The 26,242-nt window shown below is 65.6% G+C and carries 23 protein-coding genes and 1 pseudogene; 13 read left to right on the top strand and 11 right to left on the bottom strand.

Annotated features, from left to right (window positions below; translation table 11 throughout):
* Positions 1-40: 40 nt before the first annotated feature.
* Genes M1248_RS04535 through M1248_RS04545 form a run of 3 tightly spaced genes read right to left on the bottom strand, consistent with a single transcriptional unit; the run spans position 41 to position 2,338 of the window.
* Positions 41-907: an enoyl-CoA hydratase/isomerase family protein gene (locus M1248_RS04535; protein WP_232076059.1), complete on the bottom strand. Its 867-nt coding sequence runs from the start codon at positions 905-907 to the stop codon at positions 41-43.
* A gap of 10 nt (positions 908-917) precedes the next feature.
* Positions 918-1,685: a FadR/GntR family transcriptional regulator gene (locus M1248_RS04540; RefSeq protein WP_163725427.1), complete on the bottom strand. Its 768-nt coding sequence runs from the start codon at positions 1,683-1,685 to the stop codon at positions 918-920.
* Positions 1,685-2,338, bottom strand: coding sequence for a hypothetical protein (locus M1248_RS04545; RefSeq protein WP_163736838.1), 654 nt, complete (start codon positions 2,336-2,338; stop codon positions 1,685-1,687). The genes M1248_RS04540 and M1248_RS04545 overlap by 1 nt, the downstream gene beginning before the upstream one ends.
* A 111-nt stretch (positions 2,339-2,449) precedes the next feature.
* Between M1248_RS04545 and M1248_RS04550 the strand changes: the two genes are divergently transcribed.
* Genes M1248_RS04550 through M1248_RS04575 form a run of 6 tightly spaced genes read left to right on the top strand, consistent with a single transcriptional unit; the run spans position 2,450 to position 9,344 of the window.
* On the top strand, positions 2,450-3,244 hold the full coding sequence (locus tag M1248_RS04550; protein WP_163725424.1) for an enoyl-CoA hydratase/isomerase family protein: 795 nt from the start codon (positions 2,450-2,452) through the stop codon (positions 3,242-3,244).
* A 34-nt stretch (positions 3,245-3,278) separates the two neighbouring features.
* Positions 3,279-4,091 carry an enoyl-CoA hydratase/isomerase family protein gene (locus tag M1248_RS04555; RefSeq protein ID WP_163725422.1) on the top strand — a complete coding sequence of 271 codons (813 nt, stop codon included), beginning with the start codon at positions 3,279-3,281 and terminating at the stop codon, positions 4,089-4,091.
* Positions 4,082-4,879: an enoyl-CoA hydratase/isomerase family protein gene (locus M1248_RS04560; protein ID WP_174261995.1), complete on the top strand. Its 798-nt coding sequence runs from the start codon at positions 4,082-4,084 to the stop codon at positions 4,877-4,879. Before M1248_RS04555 ends, M1248_RS04560 begins: the two co-directional genes overlap by 10 nt.
* Positions 4,879-6,339 (top strand): class I adenylate-forming enzyme family protein, encoded by a 1,461-nt coding sequence (locus M1248_RS04565; RefSeq protein ID WP_163725415.1) that lies wholly within the window; start codon positions 4,879-4,881, stop codon positions 6,337-6,339. The genes M1248_RS04560 and M1248_RS04565 overlap by 1 nt, the downstream gene beginning before the upstream one ends.
* Entirely contained in the window at positions 6,332-7,843 is a 1,512-nt protein-coding gene (locus tag M1248_RS04570) for a class I adenylate-forming enzyme family protein (protein ID WP_163725412.1), read from the top strand. Before M1248_RS04565 ends, M1248_RS04570 begins: the two co-directional genes overlap by 8 nt.
* Positions 7,836-9,344 carry a class I adenylate-forming enzyme family protein gene (locus M1248_RS04575; RefSeq protein WP_163725410.1) on the top strand — a complete coding sequence of 503 codons (1,509 nt, stop codon included), beginning with the start codon at positions 7,836-7,838 and terminating at the stop codon, positions 9,342-9,344. Before M1248_RS04570 ends, M1248_RS04575 begins: the two co-directional genes overlap by 8 nt.
* Here M1248_RS04575 and M1248_RS04580 read toward each other — a convergent pair.
* From M1248_RS04580 to fabG, 4 genes are read right to left on the bottom strand one after another with little or no spacing between them, the layout of a single operon-like run.
* Positions 9,319-9,996, bottom strand: coding sequence for a GntR family transcriptional regulator (locus tag M1248_RS04580; protein ID WP_163725407.1), 678 nt, complete (start codon positions 9,994-9,996; stop codon positions 9,319-9,321). The genes M1248_RS04575 and M1248_RS04580 overlap by 26 nt on opposite strands.
* A 3-nt stretch (positions 9,997-9,999) precedes the next feature.
* Positions 10,000-11,193 (bottom strand): acyl-CoA dehydrogenase family protein, encoded by a 1,194-nt coding sequence (locus tag M1248_RS04585; RefSeq protein WP_317147662.1) that lies wholly within the window; start codon positions 11,191-11,193, stop codon positions 10,000-10,002.
* Positions 11,190-12,407: an acetyl-CoA C-acetyltransferase gene (locus M1248_RS04590; RefSeq protein WP_317147663.1), complete on the bottom strand. Its 1,218-nt coding sequence runs from the start codon at positions 12,405-12,407 to the stop codon at positions 11,190-11,192. The genes M1248_RS04585 and M1248_RS04590 overlap by 4 nt, the downstream gene beginning before the upstream one ends.
* Positions 12,404-13,144: a 3-oxoacyl-ACP reductase FabG gene (fabG, locus tag M1248_RS04595; RefSeq protein WP_317147664.1), complete on the bottom strand. Its 741-nt coding sequence runs from the start codon at positions 13,142-13,144 to the stop codon at positions 12,404-12,406. The genes M1248_RS04590 and fabG overlap by 4 nt, the downstream gene beginning before the upstream one ends.
* 113 nt (positions 13,145-13,257) lie before the next feature.
* Here fabG and M1248_RS04600 point away from each other — a divergent pair, with 113 nt between their 5' ends.
* Both M1248_RS04600 and M1248_RS04605 read left to right on the top strand, forming a co-directional pair.
* A complete protein-coding gene (locus tag M1248_RS04600; RefSeq protein ID WP_317147665.1) occupies positions 13,258-14,442 on the top strand; it encodes an acyl-CoA dehydrogenase family protein in 1,185 nt (394 codons plus the stop codon).
* On the top strand, positions 14,439-15,266 hold the full coding sequence (locus M1248_RS04605) for a mycofactocin-coupled SDR family oxidoreductase (RefSeq protein WP_163725393.1): 828 nt from the start codon (positions 14,439-14,441) through the stop codon (positions 15,264-15,266). Before M1248_RS04600 ends, M1248_RS04605 begins: the two co-directional genes overlap by 4 nt.
* Positions 15,267-15,288: 22 nt before the next feature.
* Here M1248_RS04605 and M1248_RS04610 read toward each other — a convergent pair whose 3' ends face one another.
* The 4 genes from M1248_RS04610 to M1248_RS04625 form a co-directional block, all read right to left on the bottom strand.
* The gene (locus tag M1248_RS04610) at positions 15,289-15,741 is read right to left on the bottom strand and encodes a MaoC family dehydratase (RefSeq protein ID WP_163725390.1); all 453 of its coding nucleotides are present in this window, start codon (positions 15,739-15,741) and stop codon (positions 15,289-15,291) included.
* A gap of 145 nt (positions 15,742-15,886) precedes the next feature.
* Entirely contained in the window at positions 15,887-17,020 is a 1,134-nt protein-coding gene (locus M1248_RS04615; RefSeq protein ID WP_317147666.1) for a GGDEF domain-containing protein, read from the bottom strand.
* A gap of 222 nt (positions 17,021-17,242) precedes the next feature.
* Complete coding sequence (locus M1248_RS04620) at positions 17,243-18,748, bottom strand: MFS transporter (protein WP_317147667.1); 1,506 nt, start codon at positions 18,746-18,748, stop codon at positions 17,243-17,245.
* 151 nt (positions 18,749-18,899) lie between these two features.
* Positions 18,900-20,060 carry a beta-ketoacyl synthase N-terminal-like domain-containing protein gene (locus M1248_RS04625; RefSeq protein ID WP_163725381.1) on the bottom strand — a complete coding sequence of 387 codons (1,161 nt, stop codon included), beginning with the start codon at positions 20,058-20,060 and terminating at the stop codon, positions 18,900-18,902.
* A gap of 170 nt (positions 20,061-20,230) precedes the next feature.
* Between M1248_RS04625 and M1248_RS04630 the strand changes: the two genes are divergently transcribed.
* From M1248_RS04630 to M1248_RS04650, 5 genes and pseudogenes are all read left to right on the top strand, one after another.
* A complete protein-coding gene (locus tag M1248_RS04630) occupies positions 20,231-21,862 on the top strand; it encodes a bifunctional diguanylate cyclase/phosphodiesterase (protein WP_163725378.1) in 1,632 nt (543 codons plus the stop codon).
* Between the two features lie 76 nt (positions 21,863-21,938).
* A pseudogene (locus M1248_RS04635) lies at positions 21,939-22,181 on the top strand (acyl-CoA dehydrogenase family protein); the annotation flags it as partial.
* Between the two features lie 160 nt (positions 22,182-22,341).
* Positions 22,342-23,454 carry a tyrosine-type recombinase/integrase gene (locus M1248_RS04640; RefSeq protein ID WP_013470135.1) on the top strand — a complete coding sequence of 371 codons (1,113 nt, stop codon included), beginning with the start codon at positions 22,342-22,344 and terminating at the stop codon, positions 23,452-23,454.
* On the top strand, positions 23,451-23,777 hold the full coding sequence (locus tag M1248_RS04645; RefSeq protein WP_006247692.1) for a helix-turn-helix domain-containing protein: 327 nt from the start codon (positions 23,451-23,453) through the stop codon (positions 23,775-23,777). Before M1248_RS04640 ends, M1248_RS04645 begins: the two co-directional genes overlap by 4 nt.
* 1,025 nt (positions 23,778-24,802) lie before the next feature.
* The gene (locus M1248_RS04650; protein WP_006247693.1) at positions 24,803-26,011 is read left to right on the top strand and encodes a hypothetical protein; all 1,209 of its coding nucleotides are present in this window, start codon (positions 24,803-24,805) and stop codon (positions 26,009-26,011) included.
* The last annotated feature ends 231 nt before the right edge of the window (positions 26,012-26,242 follow it).

Raw genomic sequence — 26,242 nt, forward strand, 5'->3', positions numbered from 1 at the left:
AAGTAGCAGAGAGTGTTGCTTTCCCAGTAGGTGAGGGTGCTCACTCCGGCTCAGGTACGTGGAAGTGCTCGTCGCGCAGCCGGAACGCCTCCTTGGTGCCGTGCTGCGCACGGGTCTTGACGAAGTTGAACTCACCGGGCGCGAACTGCAGGTTTGTCCCGTAGGCGTGGAACAGATAGCTGGCCACCTCCTCGCCCTGATAGGCCTGGCTCTGCTCGACGAGGCGGAACGCCTCCTTGGCGATGACAACTCCGTCGGCAGGCATCTTCGCCGCCTTCTCGGCCCAGTACCGCGCCCTCGCGGTGACCGACGCCGGATCGCAGGTCTCGGTGAAAACGCCGAGGTGTTCGACGGCGGCGGCCTCGATGATGTCGCCGGTGAGCAGGAGTCGCCGCGCCAGCACGGGGCCGAGGCGGTGAAAGAACATGTGCAGGCTGCCCAGCGCGGGACCGAGGAACCGGGTGGCGGGCATGCCGATTTTTGTGGTGCGGCCGATCACGGAAATATCGGTCATCAACGCCATCTCGAAGCCGCCGCCGAGGGCGTAGCCGCTGATCTCCCCCACCGTGACCTTCGGGAAACCCATCAGGTTGTGATAAAAGCCGAACGACTTGCGGTCGACGGTCAGGCGACGCCGCTGGCTCGGACGGCGCTTGGCTTCGGGTGCGTCCGCATCGCCGTACCAGCCGTATGCGTTGTTCATGTCCGCGCCGGTGCTGAACACCCCCTCGGCGCCACGTAACACCACGACGGTCAGGTCGTCGTCCTCGGCCACCCGGTCGAGATATCTTCCGACCGTCTCGCGCATCGTCGCATCGTAGGAGTTGCGCTGGCTCGGGTTGTTGAACGTAATCGTCGCGATGCGCTTGTCGCGGTCGACGTCGAAAAGCACCCGGTCGTCGGTCATCGGAAGTCCTTCACTCGGCATTCGAAATCAATTTGGCCTCAATGGTTTTGTCCGCACCAACCGCGAGCGTGTTGCGCCGGGCGGCGAACAGATGGTCCTGCGCGAGCTTCACTGCGCGCGCCTCGTTTCCGTCGCGGATCGCATCCAGCAGCCGCTGGTGATCGCGAAGAGCAGCCCGCATGGTCTTGTGCTGCATCGGGTCACCCTCGTCGCTCCACACCGATGACTCGTGGGCCGACCAGATCAGCTCCAACGAGCCGATCAACAGGATCATCGGCTCGTTGCCACACCGCGACACCAGCGCCTCGTGGAATCGGCGCGCGTTGGGGACGTAGCGGGACAGGTTGTCGAATTGCTCTGTCTGCGTTTTGATCTCCGCCTCCAGATACGGGACGACCTCCGTCATGCGATCTTCACGGGCAGCACACAAGCCCGCGCAGATCGGCTCGATATGCATCAATGCGCCGCTCACGTCGGCGGGTGTGGCCGACCGTGTCTGCAACACCATGCTGATCATGTGCGCCGTGCGCTCGGCCGAAGGCGGATGAACGACGGCGCCGCCCATGTTCCCGCGTCGCACGGAGATCAACCCGTCGGTCTCCAGGATGTGAATCGCCTCGCGCAGCGCAGGCGGGCTGACACCGAATTCCGCGAGCAGAGTGTCCTGCGACGGGAGTACGTCGCCTTCTTTGATTCGCCCGGACAGGATCTCGTCACGCAATCGCGATGCGACGATCTCGGCGACCCGTGGCTGACGAATCCGCTGCACGCTGGTCATCAGTCCGTCGCCCGCCGGTGACCGAAGTCGAAGACGCTCAGTTTGTCGGGTGACGAAGCAGCCGTGCTGAATTCGCCGGTGCACAACACCTCGTCGCCGTACCGCAGGCGAGCCGTGCTGATGACCCGGCCGTCAGCTTCCGCGCGAACGACGTCGAACCCGAGCTCGACGAGGACCGGGGTCGGCCGGCGGAACGTCACCGTCAGCGAGCGTGTCTTGCCGGTGCGCCCCGACGCGCAACTCTGATGTTGGGTGATGCAGTCGAAGAACACCGCCAGGAACCCCCCGTTGACCAAACCCGGCGGCCCTTCGTAGACCACAGGGAAGGTGACGCGCCCGGACGCGGTATCGGCGTCCAGGTGATCGAAACAGTATTCGGGGAAGCACGGGTTGTACGCACCGACGTCGAATGCGTGGTCGAGGTACACGCGTTGCTGTTCGGTACTTTGCGGACCGATGCGCGGAGTGGGATCCCGCGGTGTGGCGGGCGCGAGCTCGCGTTCCCATTCGGCGATCTGGGCAACCATGGCATCGACGATCGGGTGCTCGTGTTCCAACGACAACAGCAGCCCGGTCAACCGGCGCAGCGCCCCGGCGGCAGCCACCGTCTGAGGCAGCGGTTGCTCACCGAAACGGGGGGTGCCCTTGGCCATGAATCGCCTTTCGCCTGCCGCCTGTTCCGTCAGCACGCTTTCCTTGCTAACTTGTACAAGATAGCAATACTGTATGCCTAACCGTATAACGAGGGAAGGGCGGAGGCAACGGTGACCGACGACGGGGCGGTGACAACTTCCCGCGTGGACGACGTCCTTCACGTCACGCTCGACCGCCCGTCACGGCGCAACTCGTTGAGCCCGCCGATGGTGAACGCGTTCGTCGACGCACTGACCGAGGCCGCCACCGACGACTCTCTTCGCGCCGTCCACATTCGCGGCGGCGGAACCGATTTCTGCGCGGGCGTCGACTGGATTTCGGCCAACAGCGGCGAGCGTCCCCGCACCGGTGACCTCGTGCGCCGCGTCCCACACGGTGCGCACCGCGTGATCGAACTGGTCCACTCAATCCAGCTGCCCGTCGTGTGCAGCGTGCGCGGCTGGGCCGCCGGCCTGGGCTGCAACCTCGCACTGGCCGCCGATTTCACCGTCGCCAGCACCGACGCCGTGTTCTGGGAGCCGTTCCTGGACCGCGGCTTCAGCCCGGATTCGGGGTCGACGTGGCTGCTCCCCCGGTTGGTCGGGTTGGCGCGCGCGAAGAGCATGCTGCTGCTCGGTGAGAGGGTCAACGGAGCAGACGCCGTGGCATGGGGGCTCATCCACCGTTGCGCCGACGATACCGAACTCGACGACGTCGCCGCAGAGCTGTTGACCCGATTGGCCTCCGGACCGACCGTCGCGATCGGGCTCGCCAAGCAGGCGATTCACTACGGGCTGGACTCGACGCTCCCGCAAACGATGAACCAGGAGCTCTTCAACCTGGAACTGTCGTGTCGGACCAAGGATTTCAAGGAAGGCCTCGCGGCGTTCCGCGAGAAGCGCACACCGGAGTTCGGTGGCCGGTGACCAAAGGGAAAAGGACCCGATAATGTCAAAAGCCATGTCATCCTCCGGTTTCGAGGACATCACCTACGAGGTCGACGGGCACAAAGCCACGATCACGCTGAACCGCCCACAGGCGCTCAACGCACTGAGCCCGCACATGATCACTGAACTGCGCTCCGCGTACGACGAGGCCGAATCAGACGACAACATCTGGATACTCATCGTGACCGGTACCGGCCGCGCATTCTGCACCGGGGCCGACGCGAAACAGATCCCGGAGGACGGCAAGGTCATCAACGAGAGGGCTTACCTGTCGACCTACGACCAGTGGGAGGCACCCCAAGAGGGCACACCGCCCTTTCGCCGCATGGCCAAACCCGTGCTGGCCGCGATCAACGGCATCTGCTGCGGCGCAGGCCTGGACTGGGTCACGACGGGCGACATTGTCATCGCCTCGGACACGGCGACATTCTTCGACCCGCACGTCAGCATCGGCCTGGTAGCAGGGCGTGAAATGGTGCGGCTTGCCCGCGTGCTGCCCCGCAACATCGCGCTGCGCATGGCGCTGACAGGTAAGCACGAACGGATGGATGCGCAGCGCGCGTACGACCTCGGGATGATCTCCGAGATCGTCGACCACGACCGTCTTCTGGAACGCGCACACGAGATCGCCGACATGGTGAACTCGAACGCCCCTTTGGCTGTCCGGGGCACTCGGTTGGCCATTCACAAGACATTGGACCTGCCGCTCAACGAGGCCGAGATCCTCGCAGAAGCCTTTCGCGAGCGCAATCTGCACACAGCGGATTCGCTGGAGGGACCCAGGGCGTTCATGGAGAAACGCGCGCCGATCTGGCAATGCCGATGACCTCGAACAGCTTCGAGACCATCCTGCTCGATGTGGACGCCACCGCGCACGTTGCGACGATCACGCTGAACCGGCCGGACTCGCTCAACGCGTTCAACAGGGCGATGTGTCAGGAAATGGCCCAGGCGTGGCGGATCGTCAAGCTCGACGACACGGTCCATGCCGTGGTCGTACGTGCGGCGGGCGATCGGGCATTCTCCGCCGGTCTAGACATCAAATCCCCGTATGGTCAGCCGGAGAACGTCTGGAATCACGAAGATCCGGGCGAGTACCTCAGCCCCAAGTGGCAGAAGATGTGGAAGCCCGTCGTATGCGCGGTGCAAGGCATGTGCACCGCGGGCGCGTTCTATTTCGTCAACGAATCCGACGTCGTCATCTGCAGTGACGACGCGACCTTTTTCGACTCGCATGTCAGCGCGGGTCTGGTGTGCGCTCTGGAACCGATCGGCCTGATGCGCCGCGTCGGCTTGGGCGAAACACTGCGAATCGCGCTGATGGGCAACGACGAACGCGTGAGCGCCGGCACCGCGCTGCGGATCGGCCTGGTGTCCGAGGTCGTCTCCACCGACCAGCTGTGGGCCCGCGCCCACCAGATCGCGTCCGCGATCGCGGCCAAACCTCCGACAGCAACCCAGGGCACTGTGAAAGCCATCTGGGAATCTCTGGACAAGCCCTACCGCGCGGCCATGGAGCAGAACCTGATTTACACGAGATTGGGAAACCCCCTCGGGCAGGCTGAACTCGCCGACCGCGCTCCCGACGACACATTCACACCGAGGCTGCGCTGATGGCCGCACATCCGCTCAGCCGGCGCATCAGCGATGTACTGGATCTGCGACCCAAGGCTCCCGCGATCGAGTACGACGCCGAATGGCGGACGTGGGGTGAGATCGCCACGTTGGCGCGTCGCATCGAGGCGCTCGATGACGCAGGGCGTCAGGTCGGAATCCTGTTGCGTAACAAACCGTCTCACGTCGCCACATTCCTCGGTGTGCTGCTGGCCGGCGGGACCGTCGTCGTCATCAACCCCTCGCGCGGCGACGATCGGATCCGAGCTGACATCGAATCACTGCGCCTCCCATTGATCATCGGTACGGACAAAGATCTGTCGACGCTGGTCGCACCGGCGGCGCACACCGCGGCCGTGGCAATCGCTGGGCTCACGGACGCGCCCGCCGTGACCGCGGCAGACGAGCCGACCGGTGATGCCGGCCGCGCCGGCGTCGCGGTACGGATGCTGACCAGTGGTACGACGGGTCCGCCCAAGCGCATCGATCTCACCTACGACATGCTGGCCCGCAGCGTGATCGGCACCGACTTCGACACCGCACCGTCACCGACCGAACGACGGCGTGGCGTGGCTATCGTCAATGCCCCGCTGGTGCACATCGGCGGCGTGTTCCGAGTACTCCAATGCGTCTGCGAAGCAAGGTCATTCGCACTGCTGGATCGCTTCGAGCTCGACCGGTGGGCCGATGCGGTCCGTCGACACCGCCCGCAGGCGGTATCGCTGGTTCCCGCGGCCCTGCGCACCGTGCTTCATTCCGACTTGACCCGCGACGACCTGCACAGCATCCGCGCGGTGACCTCGGGTACCGCGCCGTTGTCCGCGGAGGATGCCGACGCGTTCACCGACAAGTTCGGTATTCCGGTCCTGACGTCCTACGCCGCAACGGAGTTCGGCGGAGGGGTGGCCGGCTGGTCACTGCGTGACTACCAGAAGTACTGGGCTACCAAGCGTGGCAGCGTCGGCAGGGCCACGCTCGGAGCGCAGTTGCGTGTCGTCGACGACAGCGGCACGCCTGTCGCCGACAATCAGCCAGGGCTGCTCGAGGTGCGGCCGGGGCAGCTCGGGCCGACCGGGGACTGGATGCGGACCACCGATATGGCCCGCATCGACGCGGACGGATTTCTCTGGATTCTCGGCCGCGCCGATCAGGCGATCATCCGGGGTGGCTTCAAGGTGATGCCCGACGATGTGCGCGGCGCGTTGGAGAGCCATCCGGCGGTCCAGGGTGCGGCGGTGGTCGGCCGACCCGATCAGCGGCTCGGCGAGACACCGGTGGCGATGGTCGAACTGCGAGCGACCGTCGAGGCGGACGCACTGCTCGACCACTTGCGAATGCGATTGGCAAGCTATGAGATTCCCACCGATATCGCGATCGTCGACCAAATTCCCAGAACACCGTCGGGCAAGGCCGACCTGACCGCCGTCCGCGGACACTTCGACACCGTCGACCATGCCTGACAACACCGTCGCCGCAGTGCTGCGAGAACAAGTGCGCCGCCGGGGCGAACATCCGCTGCTGATATGCGACAGCGGCCGCCTCAGCTACGCCGAGGCCCACCAACGCTCGACGAAGTTGGCATGCGGGCTGATCACGCTCGGCGCGGGTAAGGGCACTCACGTCGGAGTGCTGTACCCGAACGGGCCGGACTTCATCGTGGCAATGCTGGCCGCTGCCCGCATCGGCGCCGTCGTGATCCCCTTCTCGACCTTCGCCACCGCTCCCGAGATGGCGACGCAGCTCGCCCACGCCGACGTCGAGATCCTGCTCGCCACCGCTTCCTACCGCGGCCACGACTACCGCGAGAGATTGGCCCAGATCGACCGGGCCGGAATCCCGCTGCTACGGCACACCTTCTTCGATTCCGCGCCGCCGGTCGCCGTCGACTCGGAACTGCTGGAGGCGATGGAAGACGACGTCGACGCCTCGGACACGCTGGCGATCGTGTACACGTCGGGGTCGACGAGCGCACCGAAGGGTGTTGTCCATACACATGCGTCGCTACTCGACCATCAACTGGTGCTCAACGAGATCCGAGGGCTGGGCCCGACAGACAGATTGTTCTGCAACTCACCGTTCTTCTGGATAGGTGGTATCGCCTTCTCGATTCTGGCCGTGATGCTCGCCGGCGCCACGCTCGTGTGCTCCAACGCGGTCGACCCGGGCGAGACCCTTGACCTACTGGAAGCCGAAAAGCCCACCATGACGAATGGTTTCGTAGGCGGAATCACCTCGCTGGCCAGTCATCCCAGCCTCCCGACACGAGATCTGTCCTCGATGCGCCGCGGTAACCTCTACCCGATCATGGCTCCTGATGTGCGGCCGGCGGACCCCGAGCTGCGGCACACGATGCTCGGGATGACCGAGACCGGAAGCGTCATCACGATCAGCGAGGACGAATCCGACCAGCCCGAACATCGGCGTGGGTCGTTCGGCCGGCCGGCACCGGGATTCGACACCAAGGTCGTCGACGACACCGGCGAACGTGTCGGTGCCGGGGAGTTGGGTGAACTGTGTGTCCGCGGGCCATTTCTGATGCAACGCTATTACAAGCGCAGCCGTGAAGAGTGCTTCGACGCCGACGGATGGTTTCACACAGGCGATCTCGTCCGCACCGACGCCGACGGCTTCGTGTACTTCATCGGGCGACGCGGCGCAATGATCAAGACCGCGGGCGCCAACGTCGCGCCCGCCGAGGTGGAGAAGGCGATCGCCAAGGTTGCCGGATTCGCAGCGCACGTCGTCGGAATACCCGATCCCGAGCGCGGACAAATTGTGGCCGCGGTTGTTGCGCTGGACGAAGGTGCCGAATTCGACGAGGACGCGCTGCGTGAAAGCCTGAAGAGCGAGCTGTCGTCATACAAGATTCCGAGGCGCTTCGCCGCGGTGCCCGTCGCAGAGATTCCGGTGATGTCCAGCGGAAAAGTCGACATGCCCCGTCTCACAAAGGTCTTCGATGCCTGACACGATCGACCAGCTGGTGCGACTTCGAGCGGCCAACGAGGCGGGCAAGCCGATGGTCATCGACCCCGACGCCCGGCTCACGTACGCCGAACTCGACGCCACAAGCCGCGACCTGGCCGCCGCGTTCATCGCCACCGGTGTCGCCAAGGGCACGCGGGTGGGGCTGATCATGCCGAACTGTGCGCAGTGGGTACAGATCGCTGTGGCGCTCACCCGCATCGGCGCGGTGCTGGTGCCACTGAGCACGCTGCTGCAGCCGCCCGAGCTCGCCGCCGCGCTGCGCGCGGCTTCCGTCCAGTGCCTGATCACCGTGGCGGAATTCCGCGGCCACCGTTACCTCGACGACCTCGAGCCGTATCGGGTGGATCTCCCCGCACTTCGCAAAGTATGGACGGCCGACCGGCTTCCACGCCCCACCGACAATGCGCCCGTCGATGCGGTCGCCGAAACCGTCACGCCCAGCGACACACTCGCAATCATGTTCACATCGGGCAGCAGTGGCCCGCCCAAAGGTGTCATCCACTCGCACGGCAACGCGCTGGGCGCGGTGCGATCAGGCCTGGCGGCCCGCTGCATCGATGCCGACACCAGGCTGTATCTCCCGATGCCCTTCTTCTGGGTCGGCGGATTCGGCAGTGGTGTGCTGTCGGCACTGCTCGCCGGCGCCACGCTGGTCACCGAGCAGATCCCCCGCCCCGAGACGACGTTGCGACTGCTCGAGCGCGAACGCGTCACCCTGTTCCGCGGGTGGCCGGACCAGGCGGCGGCGCTGGCACGCCAAACTGATGCAGTGGCAGCCGATCTGTCATCGCTGCGTCCTGGCAGCCTCGAGGCGTTGTTACCCGCCGACCAGCGAGCCGAACCCGGCGCCAGGGCGAAGCTATTCGGGATGACCGAATCGTTCGGCCCATACTGCGGCTATCCGGCCGATACCGACATGCCGCGGTCGGCGTGGGGCAGCTGCGGAAAACCGTTCGACGGCATGGAGGTTCGGATCGTCGACCCCGACGATGGCACGCCCGTCCCCCGCGGCACTGTCGGGATGATCCAGCTCCGCGGACCCCACATGATGCGGGGCATCTGTCGCCGCAGTCACCATGAGCTGTTCACCGCCGACGGCTTCTACCCCACCGGCGACCTCGGCCACCTCGACGACGACGGTTTCATGTTCTACCACGGTCGCTCCGACGACATGTTCAAGGTCAGCGGCGCGACCGTGTACCCCAGCGAGGTCGAGGATGCGCTGCGCACGATCGAGGGGGTGGGCGGAGCCTTCGTCACGGAGGTGGACGGCGCCGTCGGCGCGGTCGTGATCTCCCGACTGGCTGCCGAAGAAATCCGGGATGCAGCACGCCAACGGTTGAGCGCCTTCAAGGTTCCCTCGGTGTGGCTGGCCGTCGACTCCGACGACGCGGTTCCCCGCAAGGCGACGGGCAAGGTCGATGTGCCCCAACTGCGCGAGCTACTGCGCGAGGCTACTGGACCACACCGCGCGACGTGAGGTGCTCGATCAGCGGCTTGGCCCCGGCCGCCAGATGCTCGGACATCGCTGTGCGAGCGAGGTTCTCGTCGCGCTTTTCCAACGCGAGCAGCAACCGGCGATGGTGCTTGTTCGACTTCTCCGGCCAGCCCGCGATGATCGGGAACACCGATTCGGGCGCGTAGCGGGTGATCTGCGACATCAGCTGCGCGAGTTTCGGCGAATCCGAGGCGACGTTGATCGCACGATGGAACTCGTGGTTGAGCCGCACCGCGCGTTCGTCGTCATCGGCGGCGTACGCGTCTTCCAGATCGGACTGGATCTGCTGAAGTGCACGTAGTTGATCGTCGGTGATGTTGGTTGCTGCGCGCGCGGCGAGTTCACCCCCGATATAGGCCTGCACGTCGGACACGTCGGTGAGGTCGCGACCGGTCACCGGCAGCACCACGAAGCCGCGATGCGGCTGTTGTGCGAGCAGGCCCTCGGCCTTCAATTCGAACAACGCCTCGCGCACCGGGGTGACACTGACGCCGAGATCCGCCGCGAGTTGGTCCAGCCGCACGTAGGTCCCTGCGGCGTAGGAGCCGTCGAAGATCCGCTTACGCACGATGCGCGCGACGTCTTCGGCCAGTTGCGTCCTGGCCAGCGCGTGGGGAAGCTCGGGAACGGACACGGGTCAGATCCGATAGTCGGCGAGCAGTCGCTTGCTGATGATGTTCTTCTGGATTTCGCTGGTCCCCTCGCCGATCAGCAGGAATGGCGCGTCACGCATCAGGCGCTCGATCTCGTATTCCTTGGAGTAGCCGTAGCCGCCGTGAATCCGGAAGCTCTGCTGGGTCACCTCCGAGCAGAACTCGCTGGCAAGGTATTTCGCCATTCCCGCCGCGACGTCGTTGCGTTCGCCGGAATCCTTCAGCCGCGCGGCGTTGACCATCATCAGATGTGCCGCCTCGACCTTGGTCGCCATCTCGGCCAACTGGAACGCGATGGCCTGGTGTTCTGCGATCGGCTTGCCGAACGTCTGCCGCTGCTGTGCGTATTTCACGGCGAGCTCGAACGCGCGGATTCCCACTCCGCACGCCCTCGCCGACACGTTGACACGACCGACCTCGATACCGTCCATCATCTGGAAGAAACCCTGACCGGGGGCTTCCCCGAGAATGTCGTCGGCCTTCGCGACGTACCCGTCGAAGATCAGCTCGGTGGTGTCGATCCCCTTGTAGCCCAGCTTGTCGATCTTCCCGGGAATGGTCAGTCCCGGAGCGACTTCACCGAAGCCCGTTGGCTTTTCGATAAGAAATGCGGTCAGGTTGCGGTGTGGCTTGTCCGCGCCCTCGTCGGTGCGCACCAGCGCCGCGACCAGGGTCGAGCTACCGCCGTTGGTCAGCCACATCTTCTGGCCGTCGATCGTGTACGTGCCGTCGTCGTTGTGCTTGGCTCGGGTGCGGATCGCTGCGACGTCGGACCCGAGCTCGGGTTCGGACATCGAGAACGCGCCGCGGGTTTCGCCGGTGGCCATCCGCGGCAGGTAATGCTGCTTCTGCGCATCGGTGCCGTGCTGGCGGATCATGTACGCCACGATGAAGTGGGTGTTGATCACGCCAGAGACACTCATCCAGCCGCGGGCAAGCTCCTCGACACACAACGCATAGGTCAGCAGCGACTCGCCGAGGCCGCCGTACTCCTCGGGGATCATCAACCCGAACAGACCCATCTCCCGCATCTGGTCCACGATGGCCTGCGGGTAGGTGTCTGCGTGTTCGAGTTCCTGCGCGGCGGGAATGATCTCCTTGTCGACGAATTGCCTTACGTTGGCGACGATCTCGGTCTGGAATTCGGTCAAACCGAGCGTCTGGGCAATCCTGCTCATGCGCCCACCCTTTCGAAGACCGCGGCCAGGCCCTGTCCGCCGCCGATGCACATGGTCTCCAACCCGTACCGGGCACCGCGGCGGTTCAGCTCGCGTGCGAGTGTCGCCAGCATCCGTCCGCCGGTCGCACCGACCGGGTGGCCCAGCGAGATACCCGAACCGTGCACGTTCGTCCGGTCGTGATCGGCGGCGGTGAATTCCCACGCCCGCATCACCGCCAGCGCCTGTGCGGCGAACGCCTCGTTGAGTTCGATCAGGTCGATATCGCTGAGCGACAGTCCCGCCTTGGCGAGCGCCGCTTCGGTCGCGGGTACGGGCCCGATGCCCATGATGTTGGGGGCCACGCCTGCCGATCCCCACGACACCAGCCGGACCAGCGGGGTGAGGCCGAGTTCGGCGGCCTTCTCCGGCGTGGTCACGATGCACATGGATGCCGCGTCGTTCTGCCCGCTGGCATTGCCCGCCGTGACGGTCGCATCGGGATCACTCTTCAGCAGAACAGGTTTCAGCTTCGCCAGCGACTCCACAGTGGTGTCGGCGCGGGGGTGTTCGTCGGTGTCGATCAGTTCCTCACCCTGACGGGTCGAGACGGTGACGGGAATGATCTCCTCGGCGAGAATCCCGTCCTTCTGCGCGGCGACCGCCCGCTGGTGCGACGTCACCGCGAGCTCGTCCTGCTCCTGCCTGGAGATCGAATACTGCTTGCGGAGGTTCTCCGCGGTCTCCAGCATGCCTCCGGGGACCGGATAGTGCTTACCGCCGGCGGTGGTGCGTCCGCGTGCGAGCGCATCGTGCACCTGGACACCGGATCGGGCTCCGCCCCAACGCATGTCGGTGGAGTAGAAGGTGACATTGCTCATGCTCTCGGCACCGCCCGCGACGACGAGGTCGTTGTCGCCGTTGGCAACCTGCAGGCACGCCTGGATCACCGCCTGCAAACCCGAGCCGCATCGGCGGTCGACCTGCATACCCGGCACCGTCACCGGCAGACCGGCGTCGAGCGCGACGACCCGGCCGATCGCGGGTGCCTCACTGCTCGGATAGCAGTGTCCGAGGATGACGTCTTGCACTGCCGCGGGATCAATCCCGGTGCGTTCGAGCAACCCGGTGAGCGCCGTGACGCCGAGGTCCACCGCGGTCAGCGATTTGAACATCCCGCCGTAGCGGCCGATCGGCGTGCGGACTGGTTCGCAGATGACAGCGTCTTGACTCATACGTGCCTCCCACCTGTGACCTCGAGGACGGTGCCGGTCATGTATGAGGACAGATCGCTGGCGAGAAACAGCGCGACCTTGGCCACTTCAGCCGGTTCGCCGGCGCGGCCCATCGGTACCTCCGCCAGCTTCTGGTCCCAAATGTGTTGGGGCATGGCCTCGGTCATCGCGGATCGGATGAGCCCCGGCTGGATCGCGTTGACCCGCACGCCGAGATGGGCGAGTTCCTTGGCCGCGGCCTTCGTCATGCCGACGATGCCCGCCTTGGCCGCCGAGTAGTTCGTCTGGCCGATCAATCCGACCTTGCCCGAGATCGACGACATGTTGACGATCGCGCCGCGCTTGTTCTCGCGCATGATCGCCGCCGCCGCCTTGGTGCCGTTCCACGTGCCCTTCAGGTGGACGGCGATCACCTGGTCGAACTGCTCCTCGGTCATCTTGCGAAGCGTCGCATCGCGGGTGATCCCGGCGTTGTTGACCATGATGTCCAGGCCACCGAACCGTTCGGTCGCGGCGGCGACCAGCGCATCCACGTCATCGGCCTTCGTCACATCGCAGCGGACGGCGAGCGCATGTTGCTCTCCCCCGAGTTGTTTCGCCGCGGCCTCGGTGGCGCCGAGGTCCAGATCACCGAGCACGACGCGCGCGCCCTCGGCGATGAACCGCTCCGCGATCGCGTACCCGAGGCCCTGCGCGCCTCCGGTGACGACCGCGGTCTGACCTGTCAGCAACGACACCTGATCACCCCTCTTTACTGGTCGGGCCCTGAACGGGGCCCCGTCAGACCGACATCATATTTCATATATGATTTTCCCGGCCGACGACCCTCCCGCACCGAAGAGGAGCATCGATGACGACGACCGAAGTCAGCGACGGGGACTTTCAAGAGATCCTGGCGCAGACACGCACCTTCGTGCGCACCGCCGTCGTCCCGCGCGAACAGGAGATCCTCGCCGACGACCGCGTGCCCGACGATCTGCGCGACCAAGCCAAGAAGATGGGCTTGTTCGGCTACGCGATCCCCCAGGAGTGGGGCGGGCTCGGCCTGAACCTCGCGCAGGACGTCGAACTGGCGATGGAGCTGGGCTACACGTCGCTGGCGCTGCGGTCGATGTTCGGCACCAACAACGGCATCGCCGGGCAGGTACTCGTCGGGTTCGGCACCGACGAGCAGAAGGCGCAGTGGCTCGAGCCGATGGCCGCTGGCGACGTCGTCGCCTCCTTCGCATTGACCGAACCGGGCGCCGGGTCGAATCCGTCCGGCCTCCGGACAAAGGCGGTCCGCGATGGCTCGGGAGACAACCCAAACTGGATCATCAACGGCCAGAAGCGTTTCATCACCAACGCACCGACCGCGAACCTGTTCATCGTGTTTGCGCGCACCCGCCCGGCCGACGACGACGGCGCGGGCATCGCGGTCTTTCTCGTGCCCGCCGACGCGCCCGGCGTGGTCGTCGGCGCCAAGGACGCCAAGATGGGCCAGGAAGGCGCGTGGACGTCGGACGTCAGCTTCGACGACGTTCGCGTGTCCGCCTCCGCGCTCATCGGCGGCAGTGAGGACATCGGATACCGCGCCGCCATGATCTCGCTGGCCCGTGGCCGCGTTCACATCGCCGCGCTGTCCGTGGGCACCGCGCAGCGCGCCCTCGACGAGTCCGTCGCCTACGCGGCGACGGCCACCCAGGGCGGCACACCAATCGGCAACTTCCAGCTCGTGCAGGCCATGATCGCCGATCAACAAACCGGCGTGCTGGCCGGCCGAGCCCTGGTGCGGGAGACCGCACGGGCGTGGGTCAGCGGAGAAGATCGTCGGATCGCGCCGTCCGCGGCAAAGCTGTTCTGCACCGAAATGGTCGGCCAGGTAGCCGATCTCGCGGTCCAGATCCACGGCGGAAGCGGCTACATGCGCGAAGTGCCCGTGGAACGCATCTACCGCGACGTGCGCTTGCTGCGACTCTACGAGGGCACCAGCGAAATCCAGCGGCTCATCATTGGGGCGAACCTCGTCAAGACAGCACAACAGGACAGCAGATGAGCGGGCGCTTAAGCGGCAGGGTGGCATTCATCACCGGAGCAGCGCGTGGCCAGGGCCGCGCACATGCGGTCCGGATGGCGAAGGAAGGCGCCGATGTCATCGCCGTCGACGTCGCCGGCCCGCTGCCCGCTTGTGTGCCCTACCCGTCGGCGACGCCGGAGGACCTCAAGGAGACGGTGCGGCTGGCCGAGGCCGCCGGGGGCCGCGTCCTATCGGCCGCGGTCGACACTCGCGACCATGACGGGCTGCGCAAGGTCGTCGACGACGGCGTCGCCGAGTTCGGCAGGCTCGACATCATCGTCGCCAACGCCGGCGTCACCGCGCCGCACGCCTGGAATGCCATCACTCCCGAGGAGTGGCGAGACGTCATCGACATCAACCTCACCGGCACCTGGAACACCGTGATGGCCGGCGCGCAGCACATCGTGGACGGTGGCCGCGGCGGGTCGATCGTCCTGATCAGCTCTGCTGCCGGAGTCAAGTTCCAGCCGTTCATGATTCACTACACCGCCAGCAAGCACGCTGTCACCGGGATGGCCCGGGCATTTGCCGCCGAACTCGGCACGCACTCGATCCGCGTCAACAGCGTGCACCCGGGCCCCGTCGTCACGGAGATGGGTTCCCCTGAGATGGTCGAGGCGATCGCCAAGGCGGCGGAAGTCGTCGGCAACCACGCGCTGTTGAACGTGCTGACGCCGTTCTTGCCGACCTGGGTAGCTCAGCCCGAAGACATTGCCGACGCCGTCTGCTGGTTGGCCAGCGATGAGTCGAAAATGGTGACAGCCCAGGCGATATCGGTCGACCAGGGTTCGACGCAGTTCTGACGCTTGGCGATCTGGGGCGGGGCTACGCCAGAAAGCGAACGATCGATTCCGCCACGGCGGCGGGCTTCTCCGAGCCCTCGATCTCCACGGTCGTCGTCATCGTCGCCTGCGCACCCCCGTCGAGCTGATCGACCTTCGTGAGCTCTGCGCGCGCTCGGATCTTGGCGCCCACCTTGACCGGCGTGATGAAGCGAACCTTGTTGTAGCCGTAGTTGATTGCCATCGTGATGTTCTCGACCGTGTACAGCTGATGGGAGAAGTGCGGAATCAGTGACAGCGTCAGCAATCCATGTGCGATCGTTCCGCCGAACGGGCCGTTGGCCGCGCGTTCGGGGTTGACATGGATCCACTGATGATCATCGGTGGCGTCCGCGAATGTGTTGACGCGGTCCTGCGTGACCTCGAGCCACTCCGTCGGACCGAGCTGGCTGCCTTGCGCCGCGATCAACTCATCGAGCCCACTGAACGTTTTCACTGCCGCTCCTTTTGAAAAAGCCATTGTCTGGTTGCCGTGCGGATGATCCGGTCCTCACAGTGCCACAACACCGGCAGCGACAAACGAAGCGTTCCACATTTCGAACCGAGCTCGAGAACCTGCGGTGGGCGACGGAAACAGCCTGTCAGGCCGATTCTTCGGATTCCCAGGCGCCACCGGAGGGGCGAGCCAGGACGGCCAGCGCGGGCGAAAGGACCTGTTGTACCCGATTTCCGCCTTCGCGGCGGGCTTGACGCATCGCCGTGGTGGCGATCGCGAGGAGTTCGTCGAGGACGTCGTACGGAGGGTGCCCTGCCAGCGGGCTCAGCGGAGTGCTCACCACGCCGATACTGGCGGTCAGTCGGCTGGGCGACGTGGCGATCGTCCCCCGCACCCGCTCCAACAAGGGGGATGGATCATCGCTGGTGAGGATGTCGGCGATGAAGAACTCCGCATCGGCTACGTGGGCGAGCACAGCGACGCGGCGGACCGTTTCGCGCAACTGCTGGCCGATGGCGACTCGCGCCCGGTTGGCCGCCACGACGCCGGCCATGTCCTGTAGGAGCGAGAAGCTGTCGAGATTCACCACGGCCACCGCGAGGTACCGGTCATCGCCGCGGGCTCGCGAACTCATGAGCGTTGCGACCTTCTCGGCGAAGGCATCCCGGGTGAGCAGGCTCGTCAGTGGCTCGACGTCGTCGAACATCGACTCGCTGTTGATCGACCGCAGCAGCGTCCGACATGCGAACACCACAAAGGCATTCACGAGTGCGACAAGAAGTGCGCCGCAGACCGCCAACGCCGGATTGGTCTCGGCTATCCGAACCGCAAGAACCACGATTGTTGCGCCGCCGACCAACCACATGAACATGAGCAACCGCATCGAGTGGAACAGCGCGACGAAGCCGCCCACGATTGCGAACGCTGTCGATCCCAGAAGCCCGACAACAGGATCGCCCTGAATCAGGGTGGCAACCGCTGTGTAGAGGGACCCGACGACGACACACACTTCCGACGCGATCCGACTGGGCCAGCGACTCCGCAGCCAGGAAGCGGCCATCGCGAAAGCGGCCACCCCGCCCACCACCGCCACCCATCGGTCCCACGTGCCGGACGGGCTGGGGGAGCCAAAGGCCAACGCCAACGGAATGACTCCGCAGAAAGCAATGAACGCTGCGATTGCCCGACACGTCGTCGTTTGCGCTCCGCGCGCCGCGAGAAACGCTGTCAGCCAATAGTAATGATCGCGGCTGGGTTCTTTGCGCCCGCCAGCGGTCATCACCGGTCACCCCTCACGGATGGCACGCGGACCTCGGCATTGATCAATGTTAACGCCTGGAAAATGGTCGCGGGGGTAGTAGCTGACGAAGTTAACGGGCCTGTCACCTTCATCAGCCAGAGTTGGCACACTTTCATCTCGTCGCTTGATTGTTTGGGCACCGTGAAAACGCCAGTCCACCGACCGAGAGGGGACACGACCTGGCGGTTGCCGGAAGGGCGGTCAGATATGAATCGGGTCATTGTTGATCAATCGTCCGCTCCGCAAGATGATCCCCGTCAGAATCGCGCCGACGAGGAACAGCCCGCTCGCGATGTGAAAGGCCACGGTGTACCCGTGGATGGCCCCGGTTGCCGCGACAGCGGGGGTAGGCGGTCGGTGGTTGTGGATATAGCGATCCAGCACGGTGGTGAAGATCGTCGACAGGGCGGCGGTACCGACCGTTCCGCCGATCTGCTGACTGGTGTTGACCATCGCCGAGGCGACGCCGGCGTCCTCGGTGGCGACACCGCTCGTCGCGGTAGCCACCGCCGGTGAGAACGCCATCCCCATGCCGAGACCGAGCAAGATGCTCGGGCCGAGGATGTCGCGGATGTACGTCGCATCGACCGTGAGCCCGCCAAGCCAGGCCATCCCTGCCGCTGCCACGACCATGCCCGTCGGGATGATCGGACGCGGCCCGACGCGGCGCATCAACACCGTGTTCGCCAATGCGGCGGCGAGCCCGATACCCGCGGCCATCGGCAGGAAGGCGACACCTGTGGCGAGTGGGCTGTACACCAGGTCGCGCTGCATGAAATAGGTGAGGAACAGGAACGCCGCGAACATCGCGCAAAACGTGACGGCGATCGTCAGGTAGGCGCCACCTCGGTTGCGATCCGCGACGATCTGAAGAGGTAGCAGCGGCGCTTGCACCCGCGTTTCGATGACGACGAAGGCCATGATCAGCACCGCCGACGCGGTGAGCAGAACGACGGTGATCGGTGCGGTCCAGCCGTCCGACTCCGCCGTTGACAAGCCGTACACCAGACAGAAGAGGCCGCCGCTCGCGGATACCGCACCCGGCCAGTCGAGCCCGGCCCGGCGCTGTCGCGGGGCGGCTCGCACGATGAAGAACGCGCCGACCGCGGCGGGCAACGCCAACGCCAGGTTGATGTAGAGGCACCACCGCCACGACAGCCACTCCGTCACCGCACCGCCGACAAGCAGTCCAACGACAGCGCCGCTGGCCGCGATCGCGGAGAAGACGGCGAACGCTCTCGCGCGGTCTTCGGGTTCGGTGAACGTGATGTTGAGGGTGGACAGGGCCGCCGGGGCAAGGATGGCAGCGAAAACTCCCTGGCCCGCGCGCGCCGCGATCAGCATCGCGAACCCGTCGGCGGCGCCGCCGACAGCAGACGCCGCCGCGAATCCGAGCAGTCCGATGATCAGCGTGCGGCGGACACCCACCCGGTCGGACAACCGGCCCCCGAGCAACAGCAGACTGCCGAAGGCCAACGAGTAAGCCGTGATCACCCACTGCCGGCTCGCGACGTCGAATCCGAGTTCGTCTTGAGCCGACGGCAGAGCGATGTTCACGATGGTGATGTCGAGGACGACCATCAGCTGCGCAGCCCCGATGACGCCCAACACCGACCACCGCCGAGTCGGAACCGACGCGGCCGTCGGATCAGCCGCGCGCCGAGGCGGGCGCCATTCATCGCGACGGCCAGAAACTCGATGACTCATCTTCTCCCTGTCGGCTGGCGGCGCAGGTACCCAGACATCAACGCCCTTCGGGCGAGTGGACTCGCCTCCCCCGGATCGCCCGTACACCGAAGCCGGGCAGGCCGCAGCCTACGGGCAATCAGGGGGTCCGCATTGTTGATTCGGAAACTAATCAGGCGGCCGGTGCGAGTACCACCGCCGAGTTGTGTCCACCCATCCCCAGCGACGTTTTCAGCGTCAGCGCACCGGGTTTCATACGCGTGGGCCCATCCAGCAGTCGCGGGTGTCCGGGAGCCACGGTCGGCGGCGCAGGGACGGTTCCGTGCTCATAGCCGAGTGCGGCCGCGGCGAGCTCGACGGCCGCCGCGGCGCCCTGGCAGTGGCCGACCATCTGCTTGATGGAGTAGATGCCCGGCGTGCCGTGCAGCACCTCGTCGACGATTCCGGCCTCTGCGGCGTCGCATTGCTGGGTGCCCGGTCCGTGAGCGTTGAGATAGGAGATCTCGTCGGTCGACGTGTTCGCCGCACTCAGCGCGTTGCGGACACACTGGTCGATGTACGTACGGGCGGGGTCGACTGACGTCAGGTGGTGAGCGTCGTGGGACATGTCGCCTCCGAGCATTTGTGCGTAGGGCCGCTCGGCGCCTTTGGACAGGACGAAGGAGACCGCGGCTTCGCCCGCCGGAAAGCCTCGGCTGCCCTCCTGGAACGGGCGGCACGCGTCGAGCGGTTCGACGTCGACGACGCCGACGCCGAGGCGTACGAAATGTTCCACGTTCTCCGGCGTCAGCGACAGGTCCGTGGATACGAACACCACGTCGTCGACGAAGCCGCTGTCCAGCCACATCTTCGCGGTGATCAACCCGGCGTTGCCCGACGAGCACATCGCCGAGACATTCATTGCGGGCCCGTGGAAGTCGTACTCCTGCATCAGCATCGACACCGGCGTGGACGGCATCAGGGTGAGGTAGTCGCGAATTCTGCGATGGGCCGCGTCCTTGAGGTAGAAGTCGCGCCACCCCTCGACCTCGGAGATCACCACGGCGTGCAGCAGCCCAACCCTGCGGCCGGGCACCCAGCCCCGCTCGAGTGCGTCGGTCACGGCTTCGCGGGCGGCCCCACGCATGGCGCGGGAAAACCTGGTGAGCCCGTCGAGCGGATTGCCCTCGTCGGCGATCTGCGCCACCCACGCATCCTCATCACCGCTCGAACCGAACCCACCGACCAATTTTGCGGCAGGCTTGCCGCTGAGCAAGCCGGTCCACAGCGGCTCCGCGCCCCAGCCATACCCCGTTACTGCACCGATCCCGGTAATGGTCATCGGTCCTACCATGATTTATCGCCTCTCTGTTTGGCCATTGCTGAGAAAGTTCCCATTCAATTAACGCCTATTCCGCCGGAGTTGACCAGGCAAAATGTCACGCATGGGACAGTGGGAGCAGTGACGACGCACACGGTTAAGCTGCGTGAACCACCAGCTAACTTGGGATCGAGGAGCCGTCGATGACGGCCGGTCATGACGACGCGGGCAGAAGCGACGCGTCGTCCCTACCCCTCGATCCGGTCGAAGAGCGCTTCCGACGGTTGTTGGAGCACAGCCCCGACCCCATGTGTGTCCACGCCGAAGGCCGTGTGGTCTACGTGAATCCCGCCGGCCTCAGGGGGATCGCCGCCAAGAGCGCAGATGATCTCGTGGGGCGGATGATCACGGATTTCGTCCATCCCGACTCCATCGCACCGATGCTCGGCCGCATCGCCTCACTGCACCGGGAGGGTGACAGCACGCCGGCCGCCGAGGCGGTGATGCTGCGCCTGGACGGCAGCCCGGTGGACGCCGAGGTGGTGTCGGTGCTGACGAGCTGGGACGGCAAACCTGCCTACCAAGTGATCTTCCGCGACCTGACGATCGAGAAAGCCGCCGAGGCCACCCTTCGATATCAGGCCGCACTCGTAACTCACGCCACAGACGCAATCATCGCGACGACGTTAGCTGGGGCGATCACCACCTGGAATCCGGCGGCCGAAGCCATTTACGGCAGATCAGCGGCGGACGCCCTGGACCTCCCGATCGCCGAGGCGGTCGGCGCCGCCGTCGATCCCGCCGCGATCGTCGCCGACGGGGGCGTCGAGCACGCGATTCACTATTCCGCGGACGGCACGGCGCTCATCGTCCGGGTCGCCGCCGCGGCGATGGACGACGGTTACGTCCTCGTCTGCTCTGACCAGACGGCCCTGCGACGGGCCGAGCGCAGATTTCAGACCGTCGTGGACTCACTCGTCGAAGGGGTGGTGGTGCTCGACGCGGACGGTCAACCGGAGTGGATCAACCCTGCCGCGCGCCGCATCCTCGGCCTGCCGTTCGGCGGCAAGCTGCCCCACTACGCGGACCTCTCGGAGGCATTCCCCCTGTACGACGCAGACGGCCACAAGCTCGAAGATTGGCATCCGTTCTTCGTGAGGTCGCTGACCACCGGTGTCGTGCCTCGGCACGTCGTCGTCGGCTTCGACCGCCCGGACGGCGCGCGTCGTTGGCTTTCCGTCAGCTCCCGCCTGCTTGACCCGGCCGAAACCGGGCAGCAGGCGCTACTGGCGTCGTTCACCGATGTCACCGACCAGCGCGATGCGCAACTTCAGCTCAAACACCAAGCTCATCACGACTCACTCACCGGGCTACCGAACCGCGCATACGCCGAGGCGCAGGCGACCCAGGCGCTGCAGGCCGACCCTCCCACGCTGGCGGCGGTGATGTTCATCGATCTCGACAACATCAAAACCGTCAACGATGCGTTCGGCCATTACGCGGGCGACGCCGTGATCAAGACCGCAGCGCAGCGATTGCGAGCCACCCTGCGCTCCGAGGACCTGATCGCCCGCCACGGCGGAGACGAGTTCGTCGCACTGCTTTTCGGCAACCCCGACTACTCCGCGCTGGAACGCCTTGCCGAGCGGCTGCATGCCGCCCTCGCCGCACCGTTGGATGTCGCCGGCATCGCGTGCAGCCTCACCGCGAGTATCGGCGTCACCCAAGTGGCTCCAGAGGATTCGCGTGACGCGGCAGAGATCCTGCGCGACGCCGATGCCGCGATGTACAAGGCCAAGGTCTACCGCGCCACCACGCACTTCATGTCGCCCTGAAGGTGCCACCGCCTGTACCCCACTTAACTAACTAGGTTTACTCTGTCCGTAGCGTTCTGCAGACAGGGGATCAACCATGGACCTCACGTGGTCGTCGGCCGATGTGGCCTTTCGCGACGAAGTACGCGAATTTCTGGACGACAAGCTGACACCGGAATTGCGCCGCGCCGGTCGCCTCATGACGAGCGTCTACGCCGATCACGACGCGAGCATGGAGTGGCAGCGCATCCTCCACGAACACGGTTGGGCCGCACCCGCGTGGCCCGTCGAGCATGGCGGCTGCGACTGGACCCTGACCCAGCACTACATCTTCAGCAGACACTGAGCGGAATTGCATTTGTTGCAACAGTTCGGCGCTCGTTAGAGCGTCGTTGTCCCTGGTGAAATCCCGTCCCGTTAGGCGAGGTGACATCGATGCGCTCGCCTCAACTGCGCGTCTTCCTCTATCGCATCATTGTTGCATCTGCTACAACAAGGGTGTGGGTGTTGATCTGCCGGGTTCTGCGGCGTTGTCGTTGGTGTCGAAGGTCGCGTCGTTGGATCCGCAGGAGGCGGTGTTTCGGGCGATGATGGCGGGCTGGTCGGATCAGCAGCGGGCGCGGGTGTGCTTGCCGCCGACGATCCTCGCGCGAGCGAGTGTGGTTCGGCGGTTCGGCGATTTCACCGGGACCCATCCCTGGCAGTGGACCGCTGAGGACGCTGACGCGTTCTTCTCATCGATGAGGTCGGGTTCATCGCCGAAGGCGGTTTCGACGCTACGCGGGTATCAGAACGCGTTGCGATTGTTCTGCGATTTCATCACCGACCGCCGATACGGGTGGGCCGCACTGTGCCTGGAGCGGTTCGGGCAGCCGCCTGCTCAGATCTTGCACGACTGGAACACCGTGACACATGTCACCGAGTTCGAAGGCAGAGCCGGTCGGCGTCCGCTGAGTTTCGACGAGGTGCAGGAGTTGTTCGACGCAGCTGACGGGTTGGTCGAGGCCGCGCGTAGTCGTCACCGCAAGGGCAGTTTGTCGGCGTTGCGAGACGCCGCCATGCTAAAGACGGTGTACGCGTATGGACTTCGCCGCCAAGAGGTGGTGGGCCTCGACATCGTCGATCTGCGATCGAATCCGAAGGTTCCGGCGTACGGCCGCTTTGGTGGGTTGTTCGTCCGCCATGGCAAGGGGTCGCATGGCGACGCGCCGAAGCGTCGCACGGTGTTGACCGTTCCGGAAATGGATTGGATCGTCGGCGTCCTGGAGCACTACGTCGCCGAGGTACGGCCGTGTTTTCAGCCCGGCCGCCATCCCGGCTTGTGGATCACTGAACGTCAGGGGCGCTTGTCCAAGCGCAGCGCCAACGAGGCGTTCACCGCGGCACGGGATGCGGCCGGCTTGCCCAAGGAACTCGATTTGCACTCGCTGCGCCATTCCTACGTCACACATCTCACCGAGTTCGACTACCCAGAGCGCTTCGTGCAAGACCAAGTCGGACATGCCTACGCCAGTACCACCTCGATCTACAGCCACGTGTCCGACGAGTACCGCAACCGCCTGCTGCGCGCGGCGCTCACCAAACGTGGCGTCATCACCGAAGGTGAACCATGATCCGAAAGATGGGCTGCCAGTGGCACCTTCGCACACTGATGGCGCAGCAGGGGATGTTTCAAACCACGGAGCTCGTGCCGCTGCTGGCCGAGCGTGGCGTCGTGCTGTCCCGCGAACAGGTCTTCCGTTTGGTGACTCAGCCTCCGCAGCGGCTCTCGATGGACGTTCTGGCGGCGTTGTGCGACATCCTCGACTGCACACCCAACGATTTGGTTGAGATCACCGTGGTCAATGCCGCAGCCAAGAAGGTCGCCGGTGGGGCCGCCCCGTCGCCGCCGACGGTCCGGCGCACCACGGTGCGCCGCCCGGACCACACTCGGTGAAGGGTTCGGCGGACTTTCGGCCCGACGCGTGGGCCCGGGTCACCGCCCGCCTGGTCGCCGACATCGACGGCCTGTCCGTCGAGGCGGCCGAGCGCCTGCTCACCGATGCCCGCGTGAACCGCCCCAAGACGCTCAACGCCGTCGACTGCTACCTGGCAATCACGCCCGGCGGCGTGTGCGACCCAGACTCCGCGTGCCCCCGCGGCATGATGCGATTGAGCCACATCCTGCTCGCCGCCGGATACACCACGGTTCACCCACCGCAGTGCACTCAGTGCGGCCAGCGCTCGGCACTGACCAATGTCGGCCCGTCCGGGCGAATTTGCGAACACTGCCTTCGAGCCAACCGCCCCACAGTTCTCTGCGCGCGCTGCGGGAAGCCAGCTCTGCACCGACGCAATTCCGCCGACGGCGTAGTCTGCTCGAACTGTTATAGCCGGGACCCCTCTTCGAAAGCGCCATGCCACCGGTGCGGGCGGGTGGGGCACCGTCGGCGTCGCCTCCCTTGCGGAGGCGTGCTCTGTCCAGCGTGCGCTCCCAGGCCCCAACACACCTGCGTCGAGTGCGGCAAAGACCGACCCGCGCAATCCATCACCGAGAACGGGCCGATCTGTAGCACCTGCTACAGCCGAATCAACATGTCGTGGAGCTGTGCCGCCTGCGGCGCGCTCCGCCGAAGGAAATCCGGCGGCAACGTCGGTCCACATATTTGTGGGATCTGCCGACGCGCACTACGCAACGACGTCCAGAAGGCCTCGACGCGGACAGCGCTACCCGCGTCGCGGCCACCCAGAGTTGCCCCGATCTGCGTCTTCTGCCGGCGGCAACGCCCGATAATGAACCGATGGCCAGCAGGCCCGGTTTGCAAGGTGTGCGCCAAGCGGGCGCGGTCTTACCCGGGGATCTGCGGGACGTGTCAGCAGTCTGCGGTCCTCATCGGACTCAACGACCATGGTGGGCGGATCTGCGGACCGTGTGCAGGCGCCTCGCTCGATTACCGTTGCCGCAATTGCGGGCAGGCCGGCATGCACGCCAACGGTCGGTGCAGCCGCTGCGTCACCGCCCAGCTCCTTGATGCCGCCTTGGGTGGCCACGACGGCCAGATACCTGACCAGTTGCGGCCGCTGGCCGACGCGTTGGCCGCCGCACCCGATCCTCGCAGCGTTGCCGTCTGGCTCGCCCGAAGCGACGCCGCGCGACTACTGAGAACCCTTGCCGAATGCGGAGAAACGGTCACCCACGACCTTCTCGACGCCTTGCCGCCCGGACGGCAGGTCAACTACATCCGCGAAATCCTGGTCCGCACATCGGTATTGCCGATGCGCAACGAGCGTCTCGAGCGACTCGAGCCGTGGCTGGATCGCTACCTCGCCGACCAGCCAGCCGACCACACCCTGATGGTCCGCAACTACGCCGTCTGGTATCTCCTGCATCGTGCCAGGCGAAGCCCCCGACCGTTGGTCACGGCAGGGGCGGCTCGTATCCGGCGCAGAGTGCGCGTCGCACTCGAGTTCCTCACCTGGTGTGACGCCCGTGGGAGGTCCCTGACCGACATCGATCAGGGCGACGTGGACACCTGGCTGGCCACCGGAGACTGGCGCCGGCCAGAAGTGCGACCGTTTCTGCACTGGACGACCCAACGCCGCATCACTGGCGCCGTCTCCGCGCCGGCACCCAAGCCCGCTCCACCGTCGGTCTTCATCGACGAAGCAACGCACCTCGAACAATTGCACCGCTGCCTGCACGACGACGGTATCGACGTCGATCTGCGCGCCGCGGGCGCCCTCATCCTGCTCTACGGCATAGCCACCTGGCGAGTGCTCAACCTACGACGAAACCAGGTACATACGCGTGACGGCGAGACCTTCCTGGTCCTGCGCGACCACGAACTGCTGCTGCCACCCCAGCTGGCCGACCTGATGGCTCAATTACCGCGCTCCACACGACGATCCACATTGCCGGACTCCGACGCCTCGGATCGGCTGCTGTTTCCCGGCCGAACTCCCGATCGACCCGTCGACACCGGCGGATTCGGCAAGCGACTCAAACGCAGCGGCCTGACCATCCGAGCCGGCAAGAACACCGCCCTGCTCGGGCTGGCCGCCGAACTTCCCGCAGCCGTTCTCGCCGACCTGCTCGCCATCGACGTCGGCACTGCCACCCGGTGGGCCACCTACGCCAAGACCGAATGGAACGACTACATCGCAGCACGAACCTCCGGCGACAACGGGTAAGAGCCATCCGCTGGCGACTCGGATGGTCAGCCGATGCGGGGTTCGGCGGCAAATAAGAGGCTCGAAGCCCACTCTGGTAACACTCCCACCGCTGTGAACGGTGCGGACTCTGGTTGCCGGCCGAGGCGAGATTTGTCTGGCCCGTGCCTTGGGGGACACGAAACCGGCCACGGCAAACTAGCCCCGATTTTTCGTCCAAGGTGATGGCAGTAGCGGTTTCCGGCTGGGAAG

Origin of the sequence: Mycobacterium sp. 29Ha (assembly GCF_032883055.1) — a bacterium.
GTDB classification, from domain to species: Bacteria; Actinomycetota; Actinomycetes; order Mycobacteriales; family Mycobacteriaceae; genus Mycobacterium; species Mycobacterium gallinarum.